Here is a 24,642-nt window from a genome sequence, read left to right as displayed (position 1 = left end):
CGTCCCCCACGGAAAGGTCCGCCCATGAGATCCCGCCGTCCGCTGCTCCGGATCCTGGCGTTCTTCGCCGCCTGCCTCGGGCTGAGCCTGGGTGGTCCGCCCGTGCAGGCCGCCACCCCGTTCAAGGTCCTGGCGTTCTACAGCGGCACGTACGACGCCGCGCACATCAGCTTCGAGAAGGAAGCGAACGTCTGGTTCCCGCAGCAGGCGGCGGCCAACGGGTTCACCTACACCGCGACGACCAACTGGAACCAGCTCACCACCCTCACCCCGGACCAGTACCAGGTGGTGCTGTTCCTCGACGACCAGCCGCAGTCGCAGGCGCAGTTCCAGGGCTTCCAGCGGTACATGCAGGCGGGCGGCGGGTTCTTCGGCTTCCACGTCACCGCCTACAACGACAGCTCGACGCCGTCCTACGCGAACTGGTTCCACAACGACTTCCTCGGCACCGGCCGGTTCACGTCGAACACGTGGGGCCCGACCCCGGAGACCCTGAAGATCGAGAACCGCACGCACCCGTCGACGGCGAACCTGCCGGCGACGATCCGGTCGTCGACGTCGGAGTGGTACGCCTGGCAGAACGACCTGCGCCAGAACGGCAACATCACCATCCTGGCGTCGATGGACCAGGGCACCTTCCCGATCGGCACCGACCCGAACCAGACCTGGTACAGCGGCTACTACCCGATCGCGTGGACGAACAAGAACTACAAGATGCTCTACGCCAACTTCGGCCACAACGCGATGAACTACGAGACGAACACGGCGCTGTCGTCGACGTTCGAGAGCGCCGACCAGAACCGGTTCGTGCTCGACGGGCTCAAGTGGCTCGGCGGCGGCTCGACCGGGCCGACCGACCCGGGCACGATCGACCCCGCGGCCTTCTACGCGGTGACGAACAAGGCGTCCGGCAAGTGCGTCGACGCCCGCGCGGCCGGCAGCGCCAACGGCACGGTGATCCAGCAGTACACCTGCAACGGCACCGCGGCCCAGCAGTACCAGATCGCCCCGGCCGGCGGCGGCTACGACCGGATCAACAACCGGACGAACCCGGCCGAGGTCATCGACGTCACCGACGTCTCGACCGCGGACAACGCCGGGCTGCAGCTGTGGTCCTACAGCGGCGGCGGCAACCAGCAGTGGCAGCCGGTCTCCGAGGGCGGAGGCTACTACCACTTCACCGCCCGCCACAGCGGCAAGTGCCTGACCGTGCCGGGCTCGTCGACGGCGGACAGCGTCCAGCTGGTCCAGGCAGCCTGCAGCGGCAGCGCCGCTCAGTCGTTCAAGGTCGGCTAGCGGGTCGTGAGTGTTTAGGCGGGTTCTAACCCGCCTAAATACTCACGACCGTCAGCCGCGTTCGATGAGGTGGCCCACCACGTCCGGGCCGGGGTGGGCGTGGCCCGAACCGTCGCGGCGGACGTCGATCTCCGGCAACTCCACCGGGTCGCCGTTGCGGGCCGCGCCCGCCGGGCGCGGGCCGATCCACGCCACCCGCAGCTCCGTTTCGCCCTTGAGGAACCGCTGCGCCCGGACGCCGCCCGTCGCGCGGCCCTTGGCCGGGTACTCGCTGAACGGTGTCACCTTCACACTCTGGCCCGTCGCGGTGATCACCATCGGCTCGCCGTGCTCGTCGTCGTCCGTGCGGACCGCGCCGAAGAACACCACCGAGCCCGAACCCACGTTGATGCCCGCCATGCCGCCGCCCTTGAGACCTTGCGGGCGGACCAGGGATGCCGGGTACTTCAGCAGCGACGCCTCCGACGACACGAACGCCAGCGTCTCCGAGCCGTCCGTCAGCCAGGTCGCGCCGACGACCTCGTCGCCGTCCTTCAACGAGATCACTTCGAACTCGTCCGAGCGGACCGGCCACTCCGGCGAACAGATCTTCACGACGCCGGCCTTCGTGCCGAGCGCCAGGCCCGGCGAGGCCGCCGCCTGCTCGCCCAGCGGCGCGATCCCGACGACCGTCTCGCCCTTCTCCAGCGGCACCAGTTCCTTCGCCGCCATGCCGCCGCGCAGCGAGACCGTGCCGGCCTGCTCGGGCAGCACCGGCAGCGGCAGCACGTCGGTCTTGAACGCCCGGCCGCGGCTGGTCACCAGCAGGACCTGCCCGCGCGCGGTCGTGTGGACCAGGGCCGCCACCGCGTCGTGCTTCACCCGGCCGTTGCGGCGCCGCGTCTCCGTCGCTTCCTCCGACTCGGCCGCGGTGCGCGCCACCAGCCCGGTCGCCGACAGGATCACCTGGCACGGGTCGTCCGCGACTTCGAGGGGCCCGGACGGCTTCGACGCGGCCAGGACCTCCTTCAGGTCGCCGTCGATCAGCGCGGTGCGGCGCTCGGTCGTGAAGTCCTTTGCGACCTTCGCCAGCTCCGCCGAGACGAGCTTCTTCAGCACCGACTCGTCGTCGAGGATCTTGGACAGCTCCGCGATCTCCTCGCGCAGCCGCTCCTGCTCCGACTCCAGCTCCAGCCGGTCGTACTTGGTCAGCCGGCGCAGCGGCGTGTCCAGGATGTACGTCGCCTGGATCTCCGACAGCTTGAAGCGCGTCATCAGGCCGTCCTTCGCGGCCTGCGCGTTCTCGCTTTCGCGGATGAGCTTGATCACCTTGTCGATGTTCAGCAGCGCGATCAGCAGGCCGTCGACCAGGTGCAGCCGCTCTTCGCGCTTGCGGCGCCGGTACTTCGTGCGCCGCGTGACGACGTCGTAGCGGTGGCGGAGGAAGACCTCCAGCAGTTCCTTCAGGCCCAGGGTCTGTGGCTGGCCGTCGACGAGGACCAGGTTGTTGATGCCGAACGACTGCTCCAGCGGCGTGAGCCGGTAGAGGTCGGCCAGCAGCGCCTGCGGGTTGACGCCGACCTTGCACTCGATGACCAGCCGCGTGCCGTTCTCGCGGTCGGTGAGGTCCTTGACGTCGGCGATGCCGGTGAGCCGCTTGGACTTGTTGACCTCGTCGGTGATCTTCTCGATCACCTTCTCCGGGCCGACGCCGTAGGGCAGCTCGGTGACGGTGATCGCCTGCCGCCCGCGGCTGCCCTCCAGGGGCCCGGTCTCGACGCTCGCGCGCATCCGGACCACGCCGCGGCCGGTCTCGTAGGCGCGGCGGACCTCGTCGAGTCCGAGCAGCTTGCCGCCGGTGGGGAGGTCGGGGCCCGGGACGAACTCCATCAGCTTGTCGAGCGTCGCGGACGGGTGCGTGATCAGCCACCGCGCCGCGGCGACGACCTCGCCGAGGTTGTGCGGGATCATGTTGGTCGCCATCCCGACCGCGATCCCGGACGTGCCGTTGACCAGCAGGTTCGGGAACGCCGCGGGCAGCACGGACGGCTCCTCGAGCGAACCGTCGTAGTTCGGCCGGAAGTCGACGGTGTCCTCGCCGAGCTCGCCGACCAGCTGCATCGCCTCGGGCGACATCCGGGCTTCGGTGTACCGGCTGGCGGCCGGGCCGTCGTCGGGGGAGCCGAAGTTGCCGTGGCCGTCGATCAGCGGGACGTTCAGCGAGAAGTCCTGCGCCAGCCGCACCATCGCGTCGTAGATCGCGACGTCGCCGTGCGGGTGGTACTTGCCCATCACGTCACCGACCACGCGCGACGACTTCACGTACGCGTGCGTCGGGCGGTAGCCGTTCTCGTTCATCGAGTACAGGATCCGGCGGTGCACCGGCTTGAGCCCGTCACGCGCGTCCGGCAGGGCGCGCGAGTGGATGACCGAATACGCGTACTCCAGGTAGGAGTCTTCGATCTCGGTCTTCAGCGGGTTCTCGAAGACCTGCGCCCCGGCGGCGTCGAACGCGCTCGGATCGACCTTGGTGGTGGTGCCCTTGCGGCGTGCCACGGCAGAACTCCTTGGTAGCTACGAAAAACTCAGGCGTCGATGGCTTCGCGGTCGATCCGGTCCGAAGAGGCGACCAGCCAGTTCCGCCGGGGCTCGACCTTCTCGCCCATCAGCAGTTCCAGCGCGCCTTCGGCGGCTTCGACGTCGTCCATGGTGATCCGGCGGACCGAGCGGGTGGCCGGGTTCATCGTGGTCTCCCACAGTTCGTCGGCGTCCATCTCGCCGAGACCCTTGAACCGCGGCACCGGGGTGACGATGCTCTTGCCGGCCCGCTCCAGCTCGGCGAACTTCGTCTCCATCTCCTGCTGCGTGTACGTGAAGTGCGTTTCCGGGTTGCGGCCCTTCGTGACGAGCTTGTGCAGCGGCGGCATCGCCGCGTACAGCCGGCCGTCCTCGATCACCGGGCGCATGTACTTCGCGAACAGCGTGATCAGCAGCGTGCGGATGTGCGAGCCGTCCACGTCGGCGTCCGCCATCAGGATCACCCGGCCGTAGCGCATGGTCGTCAGGTCGAACGTGCGCCCGGTGCCCGCGCCGAGCACCTGGACGATCGACGCGATCTCGGCGTTCTTCAGCGTGTCGCCCAGCGACGCCTTCTGGACGTTCAGGATCTTGCCGCGCAGCGGCAGCAGGGCCTGGTACTCCGAGACGCGCGCCATCCGCGCCGACCCCAGCGCGCTGTCGCCCTCGACCAGGAACAGCTCGCTGCGGGAGACGCCGGTGGTGCGGCAGTCGACCAGCTTCGGCGGCATCGCCGCGCCTTCGAGGGCGGTCTTGCGCCGGGCGGCGTCCTTCTGCTGCTTCTGGGTGAGCCGGACGCGGGAGGCGTCGACCACCTTCTGCAGCACGACCTTCGCCTCGGACTTGGTCTTGCGGTCCTCGGTCCAGGCCTTGACGTGCTTGTCGACGATGGCCTGCAGGACCCGGGTGATCCCGGCGGTGGACAGTTCGTCCTTGGTCTGCGAGGTGAACTGCGGCTCCGGCAGCCGGACGTGCACCACGGCCGTCATGCCCTCGAGGACGTCCTCCAGGGTCGGCATGTCCTCCTTGGGCTTGAGCAGCCCGCGGGTCTTGGAGATGGCCTCCTGCAGCGCCTTCGTCACCGCGCGGTCGAAGCCGCGGCGGTGGGTGCCGCCGTGGACGTTGCGGATCGTGTTGGTGAAGCACTCGACCGTGCGCTCGTAGCCGGTGCCCCAGCGCATCGCCACCTCCACCTCGGCGTGGCGCTCCACATTGGACTGCATGACGCCGGCGGCGTCGGCCGCGTTCTCCTTGTACGTGCCTTCGCCGGTGATCAGCAGTGTGCCGCAGACCGGCTTCTCGCCCGACGGCGTGAGGAAGTCGACCATGTCGACCAGGCCGTGCGGGAAGTGGAAGGTTTCCTCGTTGATCGTGTCTTCGATCGCCGTGCGCAGCACGTACGTGACGCCCGGGACGAGGAACGCGGTGTTGCGCAGCTTGGCCCGCACGCCGTCGACGTCGAGCGCCGCGCCGGACTCGAAGTAGCGCGCGTCGTACCAGTAGCGGATCGACGTGCCGCTGCGCTCGCCGCGCTTCATCTTGCCGGTGAGGTTCAGCCCGGACCGGCGGGTGAACTTCGCCTTCGGGCCGGGCGCGTCGAACGTGCCCGGGACGCCGTGCTTGAACGACATCTGGTGGACCTTGCCGTCCTGCTTCACCGTGACGTCGAAGCGGTGCGACAGCGCGTTGACCGCCGAAGCGCCGACGCCGTGCAGGCCGCCGGAGGTCTTGTAGCCCGAGCCGCCGAACTTGCCGCCGGCGTGCAGGCGCGTCAGCACCAGCTCGACACCGGACAAACCGGACTTGGCGTGGGTGCCGGTCGGGATGCCGCGGCCGTCGTCGTCCACCTGGACGCTGCCGTCGGCGTGCAGGGTGACGACGATCTTCGTCGCGTGGCCGGCGACGCCCTCGTCCGTGGAGTTGTCCACCACCTCCGAGAAGAGGTGGTTGATGCCCCGGCTGTCGGTGGAGCCGATGTACATCCCGGGTCGTTTGCGGACGGCTTCGAGACCCTCGAGATGCGTCAGGTCGTCGGCCCCGTACAAGGTCTCGGCAGTCACAGGGTCGTTCTCCCGGATCGTGGCTCGCGAAAGTGCTGGTGGTGGTGCGGACTCGCCTGCACCGTAGTGCAGGATATCCGCCGACCCCGACAACTTTCGCGCGCTCCCGTCCCCGGAGTGGCGTACGCCGCCCGTCAGCGGGGGTCGTAGCCCAGGTCGGGCCACAGGCCCAGCAGGGCTTCGATCTTCCGCGGGACCTGGAAGCTGTTCCGGAAGTTCGGCTTCTCGCCGATCGTGGCGAGGGCCTTGCGGAGGTCGCCGAAGGCCGGTTTGGCGGCCGACTGCCGGGTCAGGACGTAGCAGTACGTCCGGCGGGGGTACGCGAATTCGTCGATGTACGCCTGCAGGACGAGACCGGGGGCCTCGATCCGCGACCCGACGAGGGGGCGGCCCTGCTTCTGGCTGTAGACGGGGATCACGTGCACCCCCGCGCGGAGCGTGCGCGGCGGGTCCTGGCCCTGGCCGTCGTCGGCCCAGAGCAGCTCGACGCGGAACGGTGACTCGCCGTCCTCGCCGGGGTGGGTGTACTCGCGCTGCAGCTCTTCGAGCCGGTACGCGGCCTCGGCGTTCGGTTCGCCGCCTTCGACGAGGCTGACCAGGTACAGCTCGGCCGGGCGCGGCCACGACGGCCGGGGCACGTCAGTGGCTTCGGGGGCTTCAGTGGCTTCGGTGCCTTCGGAGGCTTCCGGTTCGGCCGCAACCGGTTCCGCGGTGCCGGCCGGGGAACCGGGCTCGGCAGCGGCGGGCGTGGCCGGTTCCGGCTGTTCCGGCTGTGTGGTGCCCGGCTCGGCGGCGGAGGCGGCCGGCGGGGCCGTGGCGGGCTGTGCGGGGCCCGCGACCTCGGCAGGGACGCCGGGGCGGGCCGCGGACGTCGTGGCCGGGCCACCGGGGACACCCGGGCGGATCACGCCCGACGGAGCCGCGCCCGGAACGCCCGGGCGAACCGGGGAAGCGGGCGGTGTGGGAGCCGGGCGGACGGGCGAAGGCGCGGGAGCCGCGGGGCGCACCGGCGAGGGCGGCGGTGCCGCGGCCGCGGGCCGGACCGGCGTCACCGGGCGGCTGGTCACCACCGGCCGGGCGGCGGCGGGCCGGGTCGCCGCGGGGCGGGCCGTCACCAGCTTGCCGGCGCCGTACTGCTCCAGCAGCGGCTCCAGGTCGCCGGCGGTCAGCGAGGGGCCCGCGAGGTCGCACCACTCGAGCCAGGCCTCCTGGGCCTCCTCGACGGTCTGCCGCTCGTGGGAGAGGGTGACGGCCTCGAACAGCTGCCGCGGGCCGGCGGCCGTGACATCGGCCGAGCCGACCACGACGAACGAGGGGTCGTCCTCCGCGATCACCAGCTTCGCGTTCAGCCCCCGCAGCGAGTGCACGATCACCCCGGCCTTGACCCAGTGCAGCAGCGCGTGCGGGCTCGTCGCGCCGGACAGCACGGTGTCCAGGCTCGCGTCCGTGATCAGCGTGTCGCCGGGTTGCAACGGCAGCAGGGCCGCCGCGCCGGGACCGACGTGGCCGAAGGCGGCCACCAGGTTCCGGCGCGGGGCGAGCAAGGGGGTGATCGAGGCCCAGATGTCGCGACCGGCGAGTAGTCGTACCGAACGTTCTGCCAAACCCAGCCGAGCGAGCTCCGCGTCCATGCCCCCGACCTTAGCCGGTGCCCCTGGAGCACCTGACGGCCGGAATATCTCTTGCTTGGAAGTAGTTGAACGCGCATGTAAGATGGTGCTCGCGAAGGGAGCAGGTCATGCAGTTCGGAATCTTCACGGTGGGCGACGTCACGACCGATCCCACGAACGGAACCACGCCCACCGAGCACGAGCGGATCAAGGCGATGGTCCGCATCGCGCTCAAGGCGGAGGAGGTCGGCCTCGACGTCTTCGCGACCGGCGAGCACCACAACCCGCCGTTCGTCCCGTCGTCGCCCACGACGATGCTGGGCCACATCGCGGCGCAGACGTCCAAGCTGATCCTGTCGACGTCGACGACGCTGATCACCACGAACGACCCGGTGAAGATCGCCGAGGACTTCGCGATGCTGCAGCACCTCGCCGACGGCCGCGTCGACCTCATGATGGGCCGCGGCAACACCGGCCCGGTCTACCCGTGGTTCGGCCAGGACATCCGCCAGGGCATCCCCCTGGCCATCGAGAACTACGCGCTGCTGCGCCGGCTCTGGCGCGAGGACGTCGTCGACTGGTCCGGCAAGTTCCGCACCCCGCTGCAGGGCTTCACGTCGACCCCGCGGCCCCTGGACGGCGTCCCGCCGTTCGTCTGGCACGGGTCCATCCGCAGCCCGGAGATCGCCGAGCAGGCGGCGTACTACGGCGACGGCTTCTTCGCCAACCACATCTTCTGGCCGACGTCGCACTTCCAGCAGCTGATCTCGTTCTACCGCCAGCGCTTCGAGCACTACGGCCACGGCTCGGCGGACCAGGCGATCGTCGGCCTCGGCGGCCAGGCGTTCATCCGCCCGAAGTCCCAGGACGCGTGGAACGAGTTCCGGCCGTACTTCGACAACGCACCGGTGTACGGCCACGGCCCGTCCCTGGAGGAGTTCACGGAGCAGACGCCGCTGACGGTCGGCAGCCCGCAGGAGGTCATCGACAAGACGCTGACCTTCCGCGAGAACTTCGGCGACTACCAGCGCCAGCTGTTCCTGATGGACCACGCGGGCCTGCCGCTTAAGACGGTGCTGGAGCAGCTCGACCTGCTCGGCGAGCAGGTGATCCCGGTGCTGCGCAAGGAACTGGACTCCCTGCGCCCCGCCCACGTCCCGGACGCGCCGACGCACGCGTCCCTGAAGGCCGCTTCGGCGGAGGCGGCTTCGGTGGCGGCTTCGATGGAGGCTTCGGTATGAAACTCGCAGTGGTGACGGCCGGCCTGTCGGTGCCTTCATCGACCCGCCTGCTGGCCGACCGCCTGGCCGCGGCGACCGTCGCCGCGGCCGGGGAACCGGTCTCGGTGTCCGTGGTCGAGTTGCGGGACATCGCATTGGACATCACGAAGAACCTTCTGACGGGCTTCCCGAGCCCGCAGCTGCGCACGGCGATCGAGACGGTGACCGGCGCGGACGCGCTGATCACGGTGACGCCGGTGTTCACGGCGGGCTACAGCGGGCTGTTCAAGTCGTTCTTCGACGTGCTGGACGCGGATTCGCTGGTGGGCAAGCCGGTGCTGCTCGCGGCCACGGGCGGGACGGAACGGCATTCCCTGGTCCTCGACTACCAGCTGCGGCCGTTGTTCGGGTACTTGAAGGCCGACCCGGTCGCTACGGGCGTGTACGCGGCTTCGTCGGACTGGGGCAGCGGTGAGGCCTCGGGGGCGTTGCAGCGGCGGATCGAGAAGGCGGGGGCGGAGTTGGCTGCGCTGGCCGGGGGACGGCCTGCTGTGTCGGGGGAGCCGGATTTCGTTCCGTTCGAGCAGTTGCTGGCGGCCGAGTGAGGCTGGCTTCACTGCCGGCTCGGTGTGTCTTGTATGCGGTTGAGGTGGGTGACTGGTCGCTGAGCCCGGTGGTTGCGGCGCAGACGAAGCGCTGCGACTGCTGAGCCGGTCGCCGGACCGGATTGCCGTGGGTGTGGGCCCGCAGCCGTGTGGCTGCGGGCCTTTCCCGTGTTCAGGCTGCGAGTGGGAGTGGTTCGTGGATGTTGTTGCGTCTGGGTTTTCGGCGCCGGTCGATGAAGACCGGTGGGAGGAATTCGGGGAGGCCGTCGGGGGCGATGCGGACTTCCCAGCCGGAGCGGTGGAGGAGTCGGTGGTGGTGGGCGCACATCAGGACCAGGTTGGTGAGGTCGGTGGGTCCTCCGTCGGCCCAGTGGCGGATGTGGTGGCCTTGGCAGTGTCGTGGTGGTCGGTGGCAGCCGGGGAAGGCGCAGCCGCGGTCGCGTAGGTATAGGGCGCGGCGGAGTCCGGCGGAGATGAGGCGGCGGAGGCGGCCGAGGTTGAGGGGTTCGTTCTTGTCGCCCAGGACGGCGGGGATGATCATGCTGTCGCAGGCGTGTATCCGGGCTTCGGCGGCGGTCATTTCGCCGGTGTCGCCGAGGGTGGCCGTACCCACGCCGGTTTTGAGGTCGGCTAGCGACACCGCGACCATCACATGCGCTCGTTCTCCGGCCTGCATGGGCAGATCCGGAGAGTTCAAAGCAAGGTCGACCGCGTCGGAAAAAGCATCGCCGTAGCGTTGAGGCAGCGTTCGGTGGTCGGGGCCCTCGTCGCCCGTGCGGCGTTCAGCCAGCGCGTCGAGCAAAGCGCTGGCGCGAGCGCCGGTCTCGTCATCGAACCTGCCGTTCAACTCCCAGACCCCGGAGCGCTTGCGGCGCAAGAACAGTTCCCGGGTCGGGGCGGCGGGTTCGGAGTCAGAGGGTTCGGCGCCGTCAGGAGCGAGGTGGGCGAGGATGCGGGCCCCGAGGGCGGCGACCTGCTTGTGTCCGGCATTGGTGGCGAAAGTCAGAAGGTCGACCTCGACGTTCGCGTGATGCTCGGGTGGGACTTGGGTGAGCACACCGGTGATCACATCGATCATCGGGTTACTCAACCGCCCCGCCAGCGCCGCAACACCGGTCGCGGGTGCGAGAGCAGGAATCGGGCTGCCGTCGAGGTTCCGGCCCGGGTTGAGGGCCCGAGCCCGTTTCACTATCCGTTCGCCGGCCTGTGTCGGAACATCGCCGAGATGCTCCAACAGTCGTGCGACAGAGCGGTAACCGAACAGCTCCATCACCCCGCGCTGTTCGATTTCCACCAGCAGCGCACCAAGTTCGGCTTCGGCGGAGCGCATGCACGCGAGCAGTTCACCGATGCGGTCGGCGATGGCCACCGCGTCGGAGGTGAGAGTCGCGTTGTCGGACATAGCTCAAGATTACCGAGCATCGAACAGGAGTTCATCACACGATCGGGTGGTGTCCAAACGGGATCAGCGGTAGTGAACCCGATACCGCAGATGCGTAACCCCTTGCCCCGCAACGACTTCCACCTGTTCCAGCTCGGCGTTCCCGGTGCCGGAGTCGTCGAAGTACCGCACGCCGTCGCCGAGCAGCACCGGAACCAGGTCGATCCGCACCTCGTCGAGCAGGCCGAGGTTCAAGCACTGCTGGGCGATCGACGGCCCGGAAACGCCCACCGTTCCGTCGCCGGCCGCCTTGGCTTTCTCGATCGCGCTACTGATGTCCGCGCAAAACGTGAAGGGTGCCAAGTGGTCCGCGGGCCAGTCGGCCGGTGGGGGCCGGTGGGTCACGACGAACGCCGCGCCGCCGCCCGGGGGATGGCCACCCCAGCCGTGCGTGTACTCGAACACGCGTCGGCCGCAGACGAAGGCGCTGTGGCGCACCGAATCGAGGAACGTGCCCAGGTACTCCGCGCTGGCGGGGGCGACGCGGAACGTCATCGGGTAGCCGACCATCGGTACCTCGACGTCGCCGGCCTGGTACCAGTCGAAGAGCGGTCCGACGCTGTCGTCGGACCGGGCCACGAACCCGTCGAGCGACATGCAGAAGCTCGCCACCACGTCCGGCATGAGTCACCTCTCCTGATCAACCTAGTGGTTTATCAACCGATAAGTTGAATATAAGCAGGCGGCGACGGCTCGTCAAGAGGTGCCGAAAGTAGGGGGCCGACCCGATCGTCCGGCAGCAGCGCCCGCCGCCCCGCGCTGCCTACCTTCACCGCCATGACCAGGCTCCTCCTCGTGCTGGCGGCCCTCCTGCTGGCCACCGCCACCCCGGCGGCCGCGGCCGCGCCCCGGGACATCGACAGCTACGTGCGCGCTTACCTGGACTACACCGGCCTGCCCGGCGCCACGGTCGTGGTCACGCACGGCAAGGACGTCGTCCGCGTCGCCGGCTACGGGCACGACGCCGCGGGCACGCCGCTCACGGCGTCGACCCGGCTGCCGATCGCGTCGGTGAGCAAGTCCATGACGGCCTTCGCGGTCCTGCAGCTCGCCGAAGCGGGCCGGCTGGGGCTGGACGAGCCGGTGACGCGGTACCTGGCGGACTTCCGGCTCGCCGACCCGCGCGGCGCGAAGATCACCGTCCGGATGCTGCTGGACCAGACGTCCGGGATGGCCGACTCGGCGTTCCCCGACCTGACGCTGCCGCAGCCGCACACCCTCGCCGAGGCCGTCACCCGGCTGAAGGACGCCGAACTCGCCGACGAGCCGGGCGCGCGGTTCCACTACCACAACCCGAACTACGAGGTCGCCGCCCGGATCGTCGAGGTCGTCGCCGGGCAGCCGTTCGACAGATACCTGCGGACACGGCTGTTCCTGCCGCTCGGGATGGCGTCGAGCACGACCGTGGACGAGCCGCCCGCGGACCTCTCGCCGGGGTACGTGCGAGCGTTCGGGTTGGAGATCCCGGTCGCCGAACGCGACTGGTTCACCGGTGGCAGCCACGGCGTGCTGACCACCGCCGAGGACCTGGCGCGGTGGCTGATCGCGCAGCGTGACGGCGGCGGTGTCCTGTCGCCGTCGTCGGTCGCGCTGGCGCACACCCCGGCACCCGGGCGCGACTACGCCTTCGGCTGGCGTGCCTATCCGCCGGGACAGCTGTCCCACTCCGGCGATTGGTTCAGCCACACCGCCGCGCAGATCCTGCTGCCGGACGGCCACGGCGTCGCCGTGATCGCCACCACCGGCCTGGCGCTGGACAACGACGCGGAGACGCTGGCGCAGGGCCTGGCCACCCTGGTCCAGGGTGGTTCGCCGGAGCTCGCGCTGCCCGCCGGGGTGGTCGCGGACCGGGTGCTCGCCGGGCTGATCCTGCTTTCGGTGCTGCTCGCCGCCCTCGGCGTCCGCCACGCGCGCCGGTGGGCCGCGCGGCGGACGAGCCCGTGGCGGGCGGGGCTGCGGCTGCTGCCCTGCCTGGTGCCCGGCGTGGCCCTGGTGCTGCTGCCGGAGCTGATGGGGGTCCTCTTCGCCGGCCGCCGGGGCACGTTCGGGCAGGTGCTGTACGTCTGGCCCGGCGTCGTCGGCTGGCTGGGATCGGCGACGCTCTGCGCGTTAGTGGTGGCCGCCGCGCGGGTACGGGCTCTCGTGAGTGGCAGACAGCGGCCGCGACGGGAAGAATCGGCCGAAACGACAGGAGTGGTCGCGTGGGGCTCGGAAAGCGGATGAAGCGGGTCCTGGTCGTGGTGGCCGGTGCCATCCTGCTGGTGGTCGGGGTGCTGCTGCTTGTGCTGCCCGGCCCCGGGCTGCTGCTGGTGCTCGCCGGCTTGCTGCTGCTGGCCTCGGAGTTCCCGGCGCTCGAGCGGTACGTCGACCCGGTGCGCGACCGCGCGATGAAGGCGGCCGAGGACAGCGTGTCGTCGCCGCTGCGCATCGCCGGGTCGGTGCTGGCCGGGCTGGCGCTGCTGGCGGCGGGGATCGTCTGGGGCACGGTGAAGTCGCTGCCGTTCAGCGGCTGGAGCACCGGGTCGAGCCTGATCCTGTCGTCGGTGATCCTGTTCGCGCTGCTGGGCTGGAGCTACCACCGGGTCAGGTCGCGCCGGGAGAGCGGGACGAAGGCTTCCACCGATCGGTAGCCTCGGCGCCATGAGCGCCGGATTCCAGCGCGCCCGCCGTCCCGAACAGATCGAGGCGCGCCGGCGGGTCATCCTCGCCGTCGCGCGGGAGCTGCTCGCCGAGCGGCCGGTCGCCGAAATCAGCCTGCGGGAGCTCAGCTGCCGGGTGGGGCTGGCGAAGTCCAATGTGCTCCGGTACTTCGACAGCCGCGAAGCGATCTTCCTGGAAGTCCTCGACAGCGCGTGGACCGCTTGGCTCGACGACCTGGCCGAGGCGCTCGGCGAGCCGGGGCCGGCGGAGCCCGGGTTCGCCCGTGAGGAGCGGATCGCCGGCACGATCGCGGCGACGCTCGCCGGGCGGCCGGTGCTGTGCGAGCTGCTCAGTTCCATGGCGCCGGTGCTGGAGCGCAACATCCCGGTGGAGTTCGCCCGCGGCTTCAAGCGCCGCGCCGCCGCGAACACCGGGCGGCTGGGTGAGCTGGTGCGGGTCCGGGTGCCGGAGCTGCCGGCGGAAGCGGCCCGGCACTTCGCCGGCGGGGTGGTGGTCCTGGTGTCGGGCTCGTGGCCCGCGACCCACCCGACGGCGGCCGTGGCGGCGGCCGAGCGGGACGAGCCGCCGGTGTTCGGGCTGGCCGAGGGCTTGACGAACCTGCTGGTGGGGCTGGTCGCACGGCAGTGACGGCCACCCGTCAGCGGTCGCCGGACTGTGCGCAGCCCCGGCTTTGCTGCTGTGCTCGCGGCAGGGTCGACGGAGAAGCTGGTGGACCGTGTCCGTGTGCTGCCTGGCCGCGTTGGCGCTTCGCGCGCACGGAAGACCAGAGCTCGGTCTGGCGGGAGTCGCCGTCGGGGTCGGTGACCACGGCACCGAGCGGAACAGGGCTGTCGCCGGCGGCGACGGGCTTCGCCGCGCACGGGTGCGTGTTCACCGTGAGCTGCGCCGGCTTCAGCGGCGCGCGATCGTAGCTGCTGCTGAGTACGCCCACGAGGCGCCGGCGCCGCGGCGGTGTTACCGGTGGAAAGCGGAATGGCCGCACCGGAAATCCCGATGCGGCCATTCCGGATGAATCGCTACTTGCCGCTGCTGTACAACGCGCTCACGTCCGCGTCGGACAGGGCCCGGTCGTAGACGTGGACCTGGTCGACCGCTCCGTTGAGGTAGTCGACCGGGCCGCCGCCGTACTTGCCGCGGCCGATCACCGTGTGGCCCGTCGATGCTTCACCGAGGCAGACGCTCTTCGTCGCCGCCAGTTGGCCGTCGACGTACAGCTTCAGCGTGCCCGACGCCGCGTCGCGGACGCCGACCACGTGGTACCAGCGGTTCGGCTCCGGGGCCGCGGGTGCCAGGGCCCGCGTGCCGACGAAGCTCATCGCCAGCCGGTGGTCCGCGCCCGAGTACTGCAGGAAGAACGCGCTGTTGCTGTCGCCGTCCTGGCTCACGATCGTCTGGAAGCCGTCACCCACGGCGTTGAACTTCACCCACGCCGCCGCGCTGTAGCTGCCTTCGGTGTTCAGCAGCGCGGCACCCGTGTCGGCGTACTGGCCCGACCCGTTCACCGCCAGCGCCGAACCGCTCTTGCCCGCGGTCCAGGACGCGCCGCCGGCGAGCGTCGCGTCGTGGCTGCCGGCGACGTCCTTCGCCACCGTGCCGGTGTTCTCGTCGAAGGGGTACGCCGCGATGCCGTCGATCCCGGGCGTTCCGGCCGGCACCGAGGGACCGGAAACCGGTGCGCCGGTGGCGCCCTTGATCACCGCGAGGTTCGCCGCGCGGACCGCCGCGAAGTCCATCTTCTTCACCTGCCGGTCGTAGGTGAAGAAGCCGTTGACCTCCTTCTCGACGTCGGTGGTCTGCGTGTAGACCCCCGCGGACACCCCGCACCGCTGGGCGACCAGCAGCAGGCGCTGCTGGAGCTCGCCGTAGCGCCTGGTCAGCGTGGCGCTGTCCGGCTCCATTTCGTAGGCGAAGCTGCCCGTCGCGTCGAACTCGTGGCCGGCGACCTTGAGGCCGAGGCCGCCGTACTCGCCGTCGACCGCCGCGCGCGGGCCGGTCTGGATCGGCGTGCCCGGGCCGGTGTAGGTGTGGTCGTCGTAGACGTCGCCCTTGCCGCTGTCCGGTTCGGACCGGCAGCAGTTGACGCCGGACTCGGCGTTCACCAGCCGCGTCGGATCCCAGGACTTGACGAGATCGGCGATGCGGCCGACTTCGTAGTCGCCCCAGCCCTCGTTGAACGGCACCCAGCTGACGATCGACGGGAAGCTGCGGTGCTGGTCGATCATCCGGTGCATCTCGGACTCGAAGTTGACGCGCGAAGCCGCGGACGGCTCGATGTCATCCTTCATCGCCGGCATGTCCTGCCACACCAGCAACCCGAGCTTGTCGGCGTAGTAGTACCAGCGGTCCGGCTCGACCTTGATGTGCTTGCGCACCATGTTGAAGCCGAGCGCCTTCTCCTGCTCCAGGTCGAACTTCAGCGCCGCGTCGGTCGGCGCGGTGTAGATGCCGTCCGGCCAGAAACCCTGGTCGAGCGGGCCGACCTGCATGACGAACTTGCCGTTGAGCAGCATCCGCTGCTTGCCGTCGGCGGTCTTGCCGACGCTGATCGACCGGAGGCCGAAGTACGAGCCGACCTCGTCGCCGCCGGAGAGCTTCACCCGCAGGTCGTAGAGGAACGGGTCGTCCGGCGACCACAGGTGCGGCCGGTCCACCTTGAGCTTCAACGGCTTGTTCGCGTCGCCGGACACGCGCCCCACCGGGCGGCCGTGGTCGTAGGCGACGGCTTCGACGCGCTGTTTCACCGGGCCGCCGACCACGGCGTTCACCGCGACCGACCCGCTCGCGACGTCGGGCGTCACGTCCAGGCGGTCGATGCGCGTGGCCGCCACCGGCTCCATCCAGACGGTCTGCCAGATACCCGACGACGGTGTGTAGAAGATGCCGTCACCGGGCTGGCGCTGCTTGCCGATCGGCTGCCCGCCCTGGTCGTTCGGGTCGGCGACGCCGACGACGACCTCCTGGGTCTTCCGGGTGGTCAGTGCATCGGTGACGTCCACCGACCACGCGTCGTACCCGCCGGTGTGGCGGCCGACGGTCTTGCCGTTGACGATGACCGTGGCGTCGTAGTCGACGGCCTGGAAGTGCAGCAGCAGCCGTTGCCCCTTGCCGACCTGCCAGTCCTTCGGGACCTCGAACGCGCGCCGGTACCACATGTTCGTCTCGTGGCGCATGATCCCGGACAGCGCGGACTCGACCGGGTAGGGCACGAGGATGCGCTCGCCGAGGGTTTTGCCGACCGGCGCGGCTTCACCGGGGGTCGCCTTGGCGAATTCCCAGACGCCGTTGAGGTTCTGCCACTTGTCGCGGGTCAGCTGGGGCCGGGGGTAGTCGGGGAGGGCGTTGGCGGGGGAGACGTCCTTGGTCCACGGCGTGGACAGCGGCGGGGTGAGCCGCTGCCACTGCGGTTCGGCGGCCGAGGCCGCGGCCGGCACGGTGCCGAGGCCGGCCACCGCGACCGCGAACGCGGCGGCCGCGGTGAGCCATCTCCGGGATTTTCGGGCGGGGCGGAACATGCGTTGAACCTCCTGGTAGGGACGCGGGTTCAGCGGGTACGGGAGCGCGCGAGCAGGCGCTGGATCACCACGACGACGAGCAGGAAGGCCCCGCTCACCACGGTCTGGTAGTTGGAGTCGAGGGTGCCGATCTGGTTGATGACGTTCTGGATCAGCGTGCGCAGCAGGACGCCGACGAGCGTGCCGATGATCGTCCCGGCGCCGCCGGTGAGCAGCGTGCCGCCGATGACGACGACGGAGATCGCGTCGAGTTCGGTGCCGACGCCGATCACCGTGACGCCGGACTGCAGGTACGCGGCGGTGAGGATGCCCGCGACGCCGGCGAGCGCGCCGCTGAGCGTGTAGAGGCTGATCTTGGTGCGGGCGACCGGAAGCCCCATCAGCAGCGCCGACTGCTCGGCGCCGCCGATGGCGAACACCGACTGCCCGAACCGGGTGCGGCGCAGCAGCAGCCCGCCGAGGGCGAACAGGACGAGCGTCAGGTAGACCGGGACGCCGATGCCGAAGATCGTGCCCTGGCCGAGCCAGAGGAACGCCGAGCCCGGCTCCACCTTGTACGTCGTCGCGCCCTCGGAGGTCAGCGCGAGCAGGAGTCCCCTGGCGAACAGCAGGGACGCCAGCGTCACGATGAACGGCGCCATCCCGGTGCGGGCGATGAGCACGCCGTTGACGAACCCGATCAGTGAACACACCGCCAGCGGCAGCAGGATCGCCACGACCAGCCCGTACTGGGCGCCGTACGCGGCGAGGACGCCGCCGAGCGCGTAGTTCGAGCCGACCGACAGGTCGATGCCGCCGGAGATGATCACGAACGTCATGCCCAGCGCGATCACCGCGAGGAACGAGCCCTGCAGCACGAGGCTGCGCAGGTTGTCCGCGGTGCCGAAGTGCGGGAAGGCGAACCAAGAAGCGAAGATGCCGAGCACGAGCACGACGGCCGCGCCCTGGCGCTGCAAGACGCCGGCGAACGCCGCGTTGCGAGCGGTGGTCTGGGTGGCGGTCATCGGCTGCTCCGCTCGCGCGCGACGTAGACCGCGACGACGATGATGGCCGCCTGGACCATCTGCGCGGTCGAGTCCGGCAGGTTGTGCTTGATCAGGGTCGCCTGGACGAGCTGCATCAGCAGGGCGCCGAACACGGTGCCGAGCACGCGGACCCGGCCGCCGGTCAGCGGGGTGCCGCCGACGACGACCGCGGTGATCGCGGACAGCTCCATGAGCAGGCCGACGTCGCTCGGGTCGCTGGCGGCCAGTCGCGATGTCGCCAGCACGCCGGCGATCGCGGCCAGTGCCCCGGAGATGACGTAGACGCTGATGAGCACGCGCTTCACCGGCAGGCCGGCCAGGGTGCTCGCGGCACGGTTGCCGCCGACCGCGACCAGGTGCCGCCCGAACGTCGTGCGCTGGACGACCAGCCCGGCCAGCACCGCGAGCACGCCCGCGACGATGACCATGATCGGCACGCCCAGGAAGTCGCCGGTACCCAGCTCCAGGAACTCCCGGTTGTGCAGCTGGACGAGCTGGCCGTGGGCGATGACCAGGGCGAGCCCGCGCCCGCCGACGAGCAGCGCCAGCGTCGCGATGATCGGCTGGATGCCCAGGTAGGCCACCAGGTAGCCGCTGAACAGGCCGGAGACCACGCCGGCGATGGCGGCGACGATGATCGCCATCAGCGGGCCCGCGCCCAGGTAGAGCGGGATGAGCGCGGCGGCGATCGCCATCACCGAGCCGACCGACAGGTCGATGCCCTCGGTGCCGATCACCAGCGCCATGCCGAGTGCGACGATGCAGACCGGCGCCGCCTGCACCAGCTGGGTGCGGAAGTTGGCCGCGGACAGGAAGTTCTCGGTGAACACGATGTTGAACAGCAGCAGCACCACGACGGCCAGGTAGACGCCGTAGTTCTGCAACCACGCGGTGACTTTCGCGCGGTCGGGGGTTCTCGTCAGGGTGGCGCTAGACATCGTTGTCACCCTCGGCTGCGATGGCGGTCAGGACGTTCTCCTCGGTGATCCGGTCGCCGGTCAGCTCGCCGACGACCGAGCCGTCGCGCAGCACGACCACGCGGTCGGAACCGTCGATCAGCTCTTCCAGTTCGGACGAGATGAGCAGCACGCCGAGCCCTTCCTGCGCGAGTTCGTCGATCAGCGCCTGCACCTCGGCCTTCGCGCCGACGTCGATGCCGCGCGTCGGCTCGTCGAGGAGCAGGATCTTCGGGCCGGTGGCCAGCCAGCGGGCGAGCAGCACCTTCTGCTGGTTGCCGCCGGAGAGCTCCGACACCTTCTGCTCGGGACTGGCCGCCTTGATCCGCAGGCGGTCCATGAAGATCTTCACGATCTTGTCCTGCTTGGCCTTGCTGACCAGGCCGAACGGCGAGAGCGTCGGCAGCGCGGCGAGCACGATGTTCTCGCGGACCGACAGGTTCGGGATGATCCCGTCGGTCTTGCGGTCCTCGGCCAGCAGCGCGATCCCGGCCCGCATGGCGGCCTTGATCTTGCCCTTCTTCAGAGGTTTCCCGGCCAGCAGCACGCTGCCGCCGTCGAGGGGGAACGCGCCGACGATGGCCCTCGCCGTCTCGCTGCGGCCGGAACCGAGCAGGCCGGCCAGGCCGACGACCTCGCCGGGCCGGATGCTCACCGAGACGTCGTGCAGCTTGCGCATGCCCGACAGGTTTTCGGCCTTGAGCAGCGGCTCGCGCTCGACGTCGTGCTCCTCGCCGAACGCCGTGACGCCCTCTTCGCGGATCTGGCGGATCTCGCGGCCGAGCATCAGCGACACGAGCTCGATGCGCGGCAGCGGCTTCAGCGGTCCACTGTGGACGACTCGGCCGTCGCGCAGGACGGTGACGCTGTCGCACACCCGGTACAGCTCGTCCATCCGGTGGCTGACGTAGACGATCGCGATGCCTTCGGCGTGCAGCCGGTTCAGCACCTCGAAGAGCGTCTCGACCTCGCGCGGCTCGAGCGACGACGTCGGTTCGTCCATGATGACGACCTTGGCGTCGGTCGAGACCGCGCGGGCGAGCGCGACCATCTGCTGCGCGCCGACACCGAGGGTGTGCAGCGGGCGCTTGACGTCGTCGACGATGCCGTAGCCCTTGAGCAGCTCACGGGCATCGGCGTACATCTTGGACCAGTCGACCAGCCCGGTGCGAGTGCGCGGCTCGCGGCCGAGGAAGACGTTGCCGGCGATGCTCATCAGCGGGACGAGGTTGACCTCCTGGTAGATCGTGGAGATCCCGGCGCGCTGCGCGTCGATCGGCCGCTTGAACGCCACCGGCTCGCCGAGGTGGCGCACCTCGCCCTCGTCGGGCTGGTAGACGCCGGTGAGCACCTTGATCAGGGTGGACTTGCCGGCGCCGTTCTCGCCGACCAGCGCGTGCACCTCGCCCGGCTTCAGCGCGAAACTGACGTCGTCGAGGGCGAGGGTGCCGGGGAACCGCTTGGTCACCCCGGCCACCTCGAGCACCGGTGCGGTCGTCATGGCGACGTCCTCTTCGGTGGCTGCCGTCATTTGTAGGAGTTCCCGACCTTCTGCGCGGCGTTGGTCTCGTCGTACTGGTCGTCGGTGATCACGATGCTCGCCGGGATCGGCTCACCGCTCTCGAACTTCTGCAGCGTCTGGAAGGCCAGCGGGCCGAAGCGCGGGTTGGACTCGATCACGGCGTTGTAGCTGCCGTCGACGATGAGCTGCACCGCGTTGCGGGTGCCGTCGATGGAGATGATCTTGACGTCCTTGCCCGGCGTCTTGCCCGCCGTCTTCAGCGCGTTGACCGCGCCGACGCCCATTTCGTCGTTCTCGGCGTAGACGGCGGTGATGTCCGGGTGGCTCTGGATGAGCTGCTCCATCACGGACTGGCCCTTGGACCGGTCGAACTCGCCGGTCTGCTCGGCGACCACGGACAGGCCCGGTGTCTTCGCGAGCTCGTCCTTGAAGCCCTTGGTGCGGTCGGTGGTGACGTTGTTGCCGGACGAGCCGAGCAGGATCGCGACCTTGCCGGTGCCGCCGGTGACCCGCGCGGTCTCCTCGGCGGCGCGCTTGCCCTGCTCGACGAAGTTCGAGCCGATGAAGGTCAGGTAGTCGGTGCAGGCCTGCGACGTCACCTTGCGGTCGATGGTGATGACCGGGACCTTCTTGGCCTTCGCCGCGTCGAGGGCCGGCTGGAGGCCGTCGGAGTTCAGCGGGGCGACGACCAGCAGCTGGGCGCCGCGGTCGAGCATCGATTTGATGTCGCTGATCTGCCGGTTCAGGTCGCTCTGGGCGTTGGTGACGAGCAGCTTGTCGCTCGCGATGCCGAGCTTCGCGGCTTCGTCGCGGATGGACTGCGTCTCGGTGATCCGGAAGGGATTGGCCTCCTTTTCGGACTGTGAGAAACCGACCACCGCCGTCTTCGGGTCGACCTTGGGGTAACCGGTCTTCTCGAGCGTGCAGCCGTCGGCGGAGGGCGCGGCGGACTGGGCGCTGGCGGCCGGTCCACCGCCGCTCGACGGGGCCGCGGGGGAATCTTCCCTGCTGGTGCAGGAGGTGAGGGTCAGCGCGGCGGCGGCTGCGGTGACCAGAACCAGTCGGGGACGGGAGGACAAGAGCACGGCGACTCCTCGGGCAGCGTCGTTGGTGGCCCGCTCGCCGGGGTGATCGGGGTCACCGCGGGAGCCTTGAGGTACTTTTTACATCGTTGGAACAACGTTGTAAACCGGCGGCGGCTCGCTACACTTCGTGCTCACTCTCTGAAGGGACCGCCCGTGACCGTGACGCTCAAGGACGTCGCCACGCTTGCCGGAGTTTCGGTGAAGACGGTGTCGAACGTCGTGAACGGCTACGCCTTCGTCAAGCCGGAGAACCGCCGGCGGGTCGAGGAAGCCCTGGCGACGACCGGGTACCGGCCCAACGTCGGGGCCCGCAACCTCCGCCGCGGCCGCACCGGCTTCCTGGCGCTGATGGTGCCGGAGCTGTCGATCCCGTACTTCGGCGAGCTGGCCGGCCTGGTGATCACGGCGGCCCAGAAGCGCGGCTGGAGCGTCCTGATCGAACAGACGCAGGGGACGCGGTCACGGGAGCGGGAGACGCTCTCGTCGCTGGGGCCCCACCTGGTCGACGGGGCCCTGGTGCACCCGGAAGCCCTGGAGGCGCCGGACTTCCCGGCCGACCCGGGCGGGATTCCCCTGGTCATGCTGGGTGAGCACGCGGTGGACGTGCCCATCGACCACGTGGCGATCGACAACGTCCTGGCCGCCCGCACGGCGGTGTCGCACCTGGCCGCGCTGGGCCGCAAGCGCATCGCGGCGATCGGGCGCAACCCGGAGCGCGGGACGTCGTCGCAGCGCCTGGCCGGCTACCGTTCGGCGCTCGCGGAGGCCGGTTTGTCCTATTCGGACGCTCTGGTGGCCCCGGCGGAGAAGTGGCACCGGTCGGTGGGGTCGGCGGCGATGAAGTCGTTGCTGGCGCTGCCTTCGCCGCCGGACGCGGTGTTCTGCTTCAACGACCTGCTGGCCGTCGGCGCGCTGCGCGCGGTGGCCGAGCTGGGGCTGCGGGTGCCGGAGGACGTGGCGATCGTGGGGTTCGACAACAACGAAGAGAGCGCATTCTCGCTGCCGTCGCTGACGACGATCGCGCCGGACAAGACCGCGCTGGCCGAGGCGGCGGTGGACCTCGTGCACCGGCGCATCACCGGCGACAAGACGTCGCCGCCGCAGGACATCCAGACGCCGTTCGCGCTGGAGATCCGCGAAAGCACTCGCGGCCGCTGACGCTTCTCAGCGGGCCGGCCAGTGCCACGACGGACGGTCCAGCCGGCCTTGGCCGGCCACCTTCGTCTCGCCGTACTCCTTCTCCAGCTCGACCGTGCTCACCTCGGCCACCTCCGCCAGGGCGCGGATGAGGGGCTGGGCGTGGGACACCACCACGAGCTGGGTCTCCTTCGCCGCCGTCGCGATCAAGGTCGCCAAGGCCGGCAGGAGGTCCGGGTGGAGGCTGGTCTCGGGCTCGTTCAGCACCAGCAGCTCCGGCGGGCGCGGGGTCAGCAGGGCCGCCACCCACAGGAGGAACCGCAGCGTTCCGTCCGACAGCTCCGCCGCCGACAACGCACGCAGCAACCCGTGCTGGCGGAACTCCACCGACAGCAGGCCGTCCTCGGAGCGCCGCACCTCCACGGTCGAGCCCGGGAAGGCCGCGTCGAGCACTTCCGCGAGGTCCGCTTCGCGGCCCACCTCGATGATCGTCTGCAGGGCCGCCGCGAGGTCGGCGCCGTCGTGGGACAGCACCGGCGTGCGGGTGCCGATGCGGGACTGGCGCGCGGGCGCGTCGGCGTCCGCGCGGAAGTGGTCGTAGAAGCGCCACGACCGGATGCGTTCCCGCAGCACCACCAGTTCCGGGCAGGCCCGCGGGTCCGAGAACTCGCTCAGCATGCTGTCCGTGAGCCGGATCTTGAACCGGTCGTCGCCCCAGGCCCCGGACGCGACGCGCGTGCGCACCGACGGGCCCGCCCGGTCCGCCAGCAACGCCGACGGCCGCAGGTACGGCCCCGACCAGACCGCTTCCCGCTTGAACTCCGGGTCGAGGTTGAACAACGTCCGCTTGCCCGGCACCGGCAGCCCCAGGTCGAGGGCGTAGCCGAACTCGTCACCCGCGAAGCCGAGCCGCAGCCCGACGGCCTTGGTGTGCACCTTGCCCTCGACGCGCGTGGTCCCTCGCCGCACGCCGTTCTCCGGGCCGGCCCACAGCGTCGACGGCAGCCCGCCCTCGCGGGCCAGCGCGGCCACGGCGCCGTTGCGCGACGCGTCGGCCAGTAGCCGCAGCGCCCGGTACAGGCTCGACTTGCCGCTGCCGTTCGGCCCGGTGACGACGGTCAGGCCGGACAGCGGCAGCACCAGGTCACGCAGCGAGCGGTAGTTCTCGACGGCCAGCGTGGTGAGCATGCTTCGAACCTAGCCGACATGCCGAGGGGCAGGCACTCGTGATCGAGGGGGCATCACGGCTGATGCCCCCCTCGATCACGCGCAATGCCCCTTCAGGCAGGCGGGATGCCCGCTCACTTGACCGGCATCGTCACTTCGTAGACGCGGGTGGCGGCCTTGCGGGCGCCGGTGAAACCGTTGGCCCACAGGGATTCCACCCGGGACGCCTCGGTGGCGTTCGGGTTCGCGTTGGTGCAGGACGGGCCGGGACCGCCGCCGGACATCAGTTCCGAGCACGGGCCTTCGTAGTGGTCCGGCAGGCCCAGCGCGTGGCCGGTCTCGTGGGCGGCGATGCGCGTCTGGTCGTACTGCCCCGCCTGGGTGTAGTCGATGAAGATCGTGCCGCTGCCGTGGCCGTCGGTCTGGGCGTACGAACCACGCGGGTCGTTGCCCTCGGTGTAGTGCAGCGACGCGCCCGAGGAGCGTTCCTGGAGCTTGACGTTCGACACCGCCGCGTTCCAGTGGGCCGCGCCGGCGTTGATCACCGCGCGGAAGCTGGGGGCGTCCGAGGTGTCGTAGTAGACGATCGTGGCCGCTTCCGGGGCCGCGAAGGCCGGGCCGGCCGTCAGCGGGGTCGCGATCATCGCCAGGGCGACGGCGGCTCCGGGCAGCAGGTATTTCCTGGACATCGGGACGACTCCTTGCCGTGGGGAATTTGCCAGGTCTGCGCGCGCTGGGTGTCGAACTTACGGAATCGCCCCGCGTTTGTGACCCGACTTTCGTACCGGC

At 70.2% G+C, this 24,642-nt stretch carries 19 protein-coding genes; 7 read left to right on the top strand and 12 right to left on the bottom strand.

The window, feature by feature from the left end; genetic code table 11:
• The first annotated feature begins 24 nt into the window (after positions 1–24).
• A complete protein-coding gene (locus AB0M30_RS36995; protein WP_364593993.1) occupies positions 25–1,296 on the top strand; it encodes an RICIN domain-containing protein in 1,272 nt (423 codons plus the stop codon).
• 51 nt (positions 1,297–1,347) lie between these two features.
• On the opposite strand, the gene AB0M30_RS36990 is transcribed toward AB0M30_RS36995, so the two are convergent.
• The 3 genes from AB0M30_RS36990 to AB0M30_RS36980 form a co-directional block, all read right to left on the bottom strand.
• A complete protein-coding gene (locus tag AB0M30_RS36990; RefSeq protein ID WP_364593990.1) occupies positions 1,348–3,831 on the bottom strand; it encodes a DNA topoisomerase (ATP-hydrolyzing) in 2,484 nt (827 codons plus the stop codon).
• Between the two features lie 29 nt (positions 3,832–3,860).
• Positions 3,861–5,912: a DNA topoisomerase IV subunit B gene (locus AB0M30_RS36985; protein ID WP_364593987.1), complete on the bottom strand. Its 2,052-nt coding sequence runs from the start codon at positions 5,910–5,912 to the stop codon at positions 3,861–3,863.
• A 134-nt stretch (positions 5,913–6,046) separates the two neighbouring features.
• On the bottom strand, positions 6,047–7,543 hold the full coding sequence (locus tag AB0M30_RS36980; RefSeq protein WP_364593984.1) for a hypothetical protein: 1,497 nt from the start codon (positions 7,541–7,543) through the stop codon (positions 6,047–6,049).
• Positions 7,544–7,650: 107 nt separating this feature from the next.
• On the opposite strand from AB0M30_RS36980, the gene AB0M30_RS36975 reads away from it, so the two are divergent.
• Positions 7,651–8,763 carry an LLM class flavin-dependent oxidoreductase gene (locus tag AB0M30_RS36975; RefSeq protein ID WP_364593981.1) on the top strand — a complete coding sequence of 371 codons (1,113 nt, stop codon included), beginning with the start codon at positions 7,651–7,653 and terminating at the stop codon, positions 8,761–8,763.
• Positions 8,760–9,347 (top strand): CE1759 family FMN reductase, encoded by a 588-nt coding sequence (locus tag AB0M30_RS36970; RefSeq protein ID WP_364593978.1) that lies wholly within the window; start codon positions 8,760–8,762, stop codon positions 9,345–9,347. The genes AB0M30_RS36975 and AB0M30_RS36970 overlap by 4 nt, the downstream gene beginning before the upstream one ends.
• A 172-nt stretch (positions 9,348–9,519) precedes the next feature.
• Here AB0M30_RS36970 and AB0M30_RS36965 read toward each other — a convergent pair whose 3' ends face one another.
• On the bottom strand, positions 9,520–10,749 hold the full coding sequence (locus AB0M30_RS36965; protein ID WP_364593975.1) for a DUF222 domain-containing protein: 1,230 nt from the start codon (positions 10,747–10,749) through the stop codon (positions 9,520–9,522).
• 63 nt (positions 10,750–10,812) lie between these two features.
• On the bottom strand, positions 10,813–11,412 hold the full coding sequence (locus AB0M30_RS36960; RefSeq protein ID WP_364593972.1) for a dihydrofolate reductase family protein: 600 nt from the start codon (positions 11,410–11,412) through the stop codon (positions 10,813–10,815).
• A gap of 153 nt (positions 11,413–11,565) precedes the next feature.
• Between AB0M30_RS36960 and AB0M30_RS36955 the strand changes: the two genes are divergently transcribed.
• The 3 genes from AB0M30_RS36955 to AB0M30_RS36945 are packed head-to-tail and all read left to right on the top strand — an operon-like array spanning position 11,566 to position 14,076.
• Positions 11,566–13,011, top strand: a complete 1,446-nt coding sequence (locus AB0M30_RS36955) for a serine hydrolase domain-containing protein (RefSeq protein ID WP_364593969.1) — start codon at positions 11,566–11,568, stop codon at positions 13,009–13,011.
• Positions 12,990–13,418, top strand: coding sequence for a PGPGW domain-containing protein (locus tag AB0M30_RS36950; RefSeq protein WP_364593966.1), 429 nt, complete (start codon positions 12,990–12,992; stop codon positions 13,416–13,418). The genes AB0M30_RS36955 and AB0M30_RS36950 overlap by 22 nt, the downstream gene beginning before the upstream one ends.
• Positions 13,419–13,428: 10 nt before the next feature.
• The gene (locus tag AB0M30_RS36945) at positions 13,429–14,076 is read left to right on the top strand and encodes a TetR family transcriptional regulator (RefSeq protein WP_364593963.1); all 648 of its coding nucleotides are present in this window, start codon (positions 13,429–13,431) and stop codon (positions 14,074–14,076) included.
• Between the two features lie 389 nt (positions 14,077–14,465).
• Here the strand turns inward: AB0M30_RS36945 and AB0M30_RS36940 are convergent, their stop codons facing one another.
• The 5 genes from AB0M30_RS36940 to AB0M30_RS36920 are packed head-to-tail and all read right to left on the bottom strand — an operon-like array spanning position 14,466 to position 21,549.
• Positions 14,466–16,961, bottom strand: a complete 2,496-nt coding sequence (locus AB0M30_RS36940; RefSeq protein WP_364593960.1) for a LamG-like jellyroll fold domain-containing protein — start codon at positions 16,959–16,961, stop codon at positions 14,466–14,468.
• Between the two features lie 29 nt (positions 16,962–16,990).
• Positions 16,991–17,965: an ABC transporter permease gene (locus AB0M30_RS36935; RefSeq protein ID WP_364593957.1), complete on the bottom strand. Its 975-nt coding sequence runs from the start codon at positions 17,963–17,965 to the stop codon at positions 16,991–16,993.
• Positions 17,962–18,924 carry an ABC transporter permease gene (locus AB0M30_RS36930; protein ID WP_364593954.1) on the bottom strand — a complete coding sequence of 321 codons (963 nt, stop codon included), beginning with the start codon at positions 18,922–18,924 and terminating at the stop codon, positions 17,962–17,964. Before AB0M30_RS36930 ends, AB0M30_RS36935 begins: the two co-directional genes overlap by 4 nt.
• Positions 18,917–20,473, bottom strand: coding sequence for a sugar ABC transporter ATP-binding protein (locus AB0M30_RS36925; protein ID WP_364593951.1), 1,557 nt, complete (start codon positions 20,471–20,473; stop codon positions 18,917–18,919). Before AB0M30_RS36925 ends, AB0M30_RS36930 begins: the two co-directional genes overlap by 8 nt.
• Positions 20,470–21,549 (bottom strand): ABC transporter substrate-binding protein, encoded by a 1,080-nt coding sequence (locus AB0M30_RS36920; protein ID WP_364593948.1) that lies wholly within the window; start codon positions 21,547–21,549, stop codon positions 20,470–20,472. Before AB0M30_RS36920 ends, AB0M30_RS36925 begins: the two co-directional genes overlap by 4 nt.
• Before the next feature lie 153 nt (positions 21,550–21,702).
• On the opposite strand from AB0M30_RS36920, the gene AB0M30_RS36915 reads away from it, so the two are divergent.
• The gene (locus tag AB0M30_RS36915) at positions 21,703–22,707 is read left to right on the top strand and encodes a LacI family DNA-binding transcriptional regulator (RefSeq protein WP_103341995.1); all 1,005 of its coding nucleotides are present in this window, start codon (positions 21,703–21,705) and stop codon (positions 22,705–22,707) included.
• Positions 22,708–22,713: 6 nt separating this feature from the next.
• On the opposite strand, the gene AB0M30_RS36910 is transcribed toward AB0M30_RS36915, so the two are convergent.
• Entirely contained in the window at positions 22,714–23,874 is a 1,161-nt protein-coding gene (locus AB0M30_RS36910) for an AAA family ATPase (protein ID WP_364593945.1), read from the bottom strand.
• A 113-nt stretch (positions 23,875–23,987) separates the two neighbouring features.
• Positions 23,988–24,542, bottom strand: a complete 555-nt coding sequence (locus AB0M30_RS36905; protein ID WP_364593942.1) for a snapalysin family zinc-dependent metalloprotease — start codon at positions 24,540–24,542, stop codon at positions 23,988–23,990.
• Positions 24,543–24,642 lie beyond the last annotated feature (100 nt).

Origin of the sequence: Amycolatopsis sp. NPDC051716 (assembly GCF_040681595.1) — a bacterium.
Taxonomy (GTDB): Bacteria; Actinomycetota; Actinomycetes; order Mycobacteriales; family Pseudonocardiaceae; genus Amycolatopsis.
The sequence above is the reverse complement of the archived record's forward strand: the minus strand, read 5'-3'. Positions and strand labels throughout refer to the sequence as shown.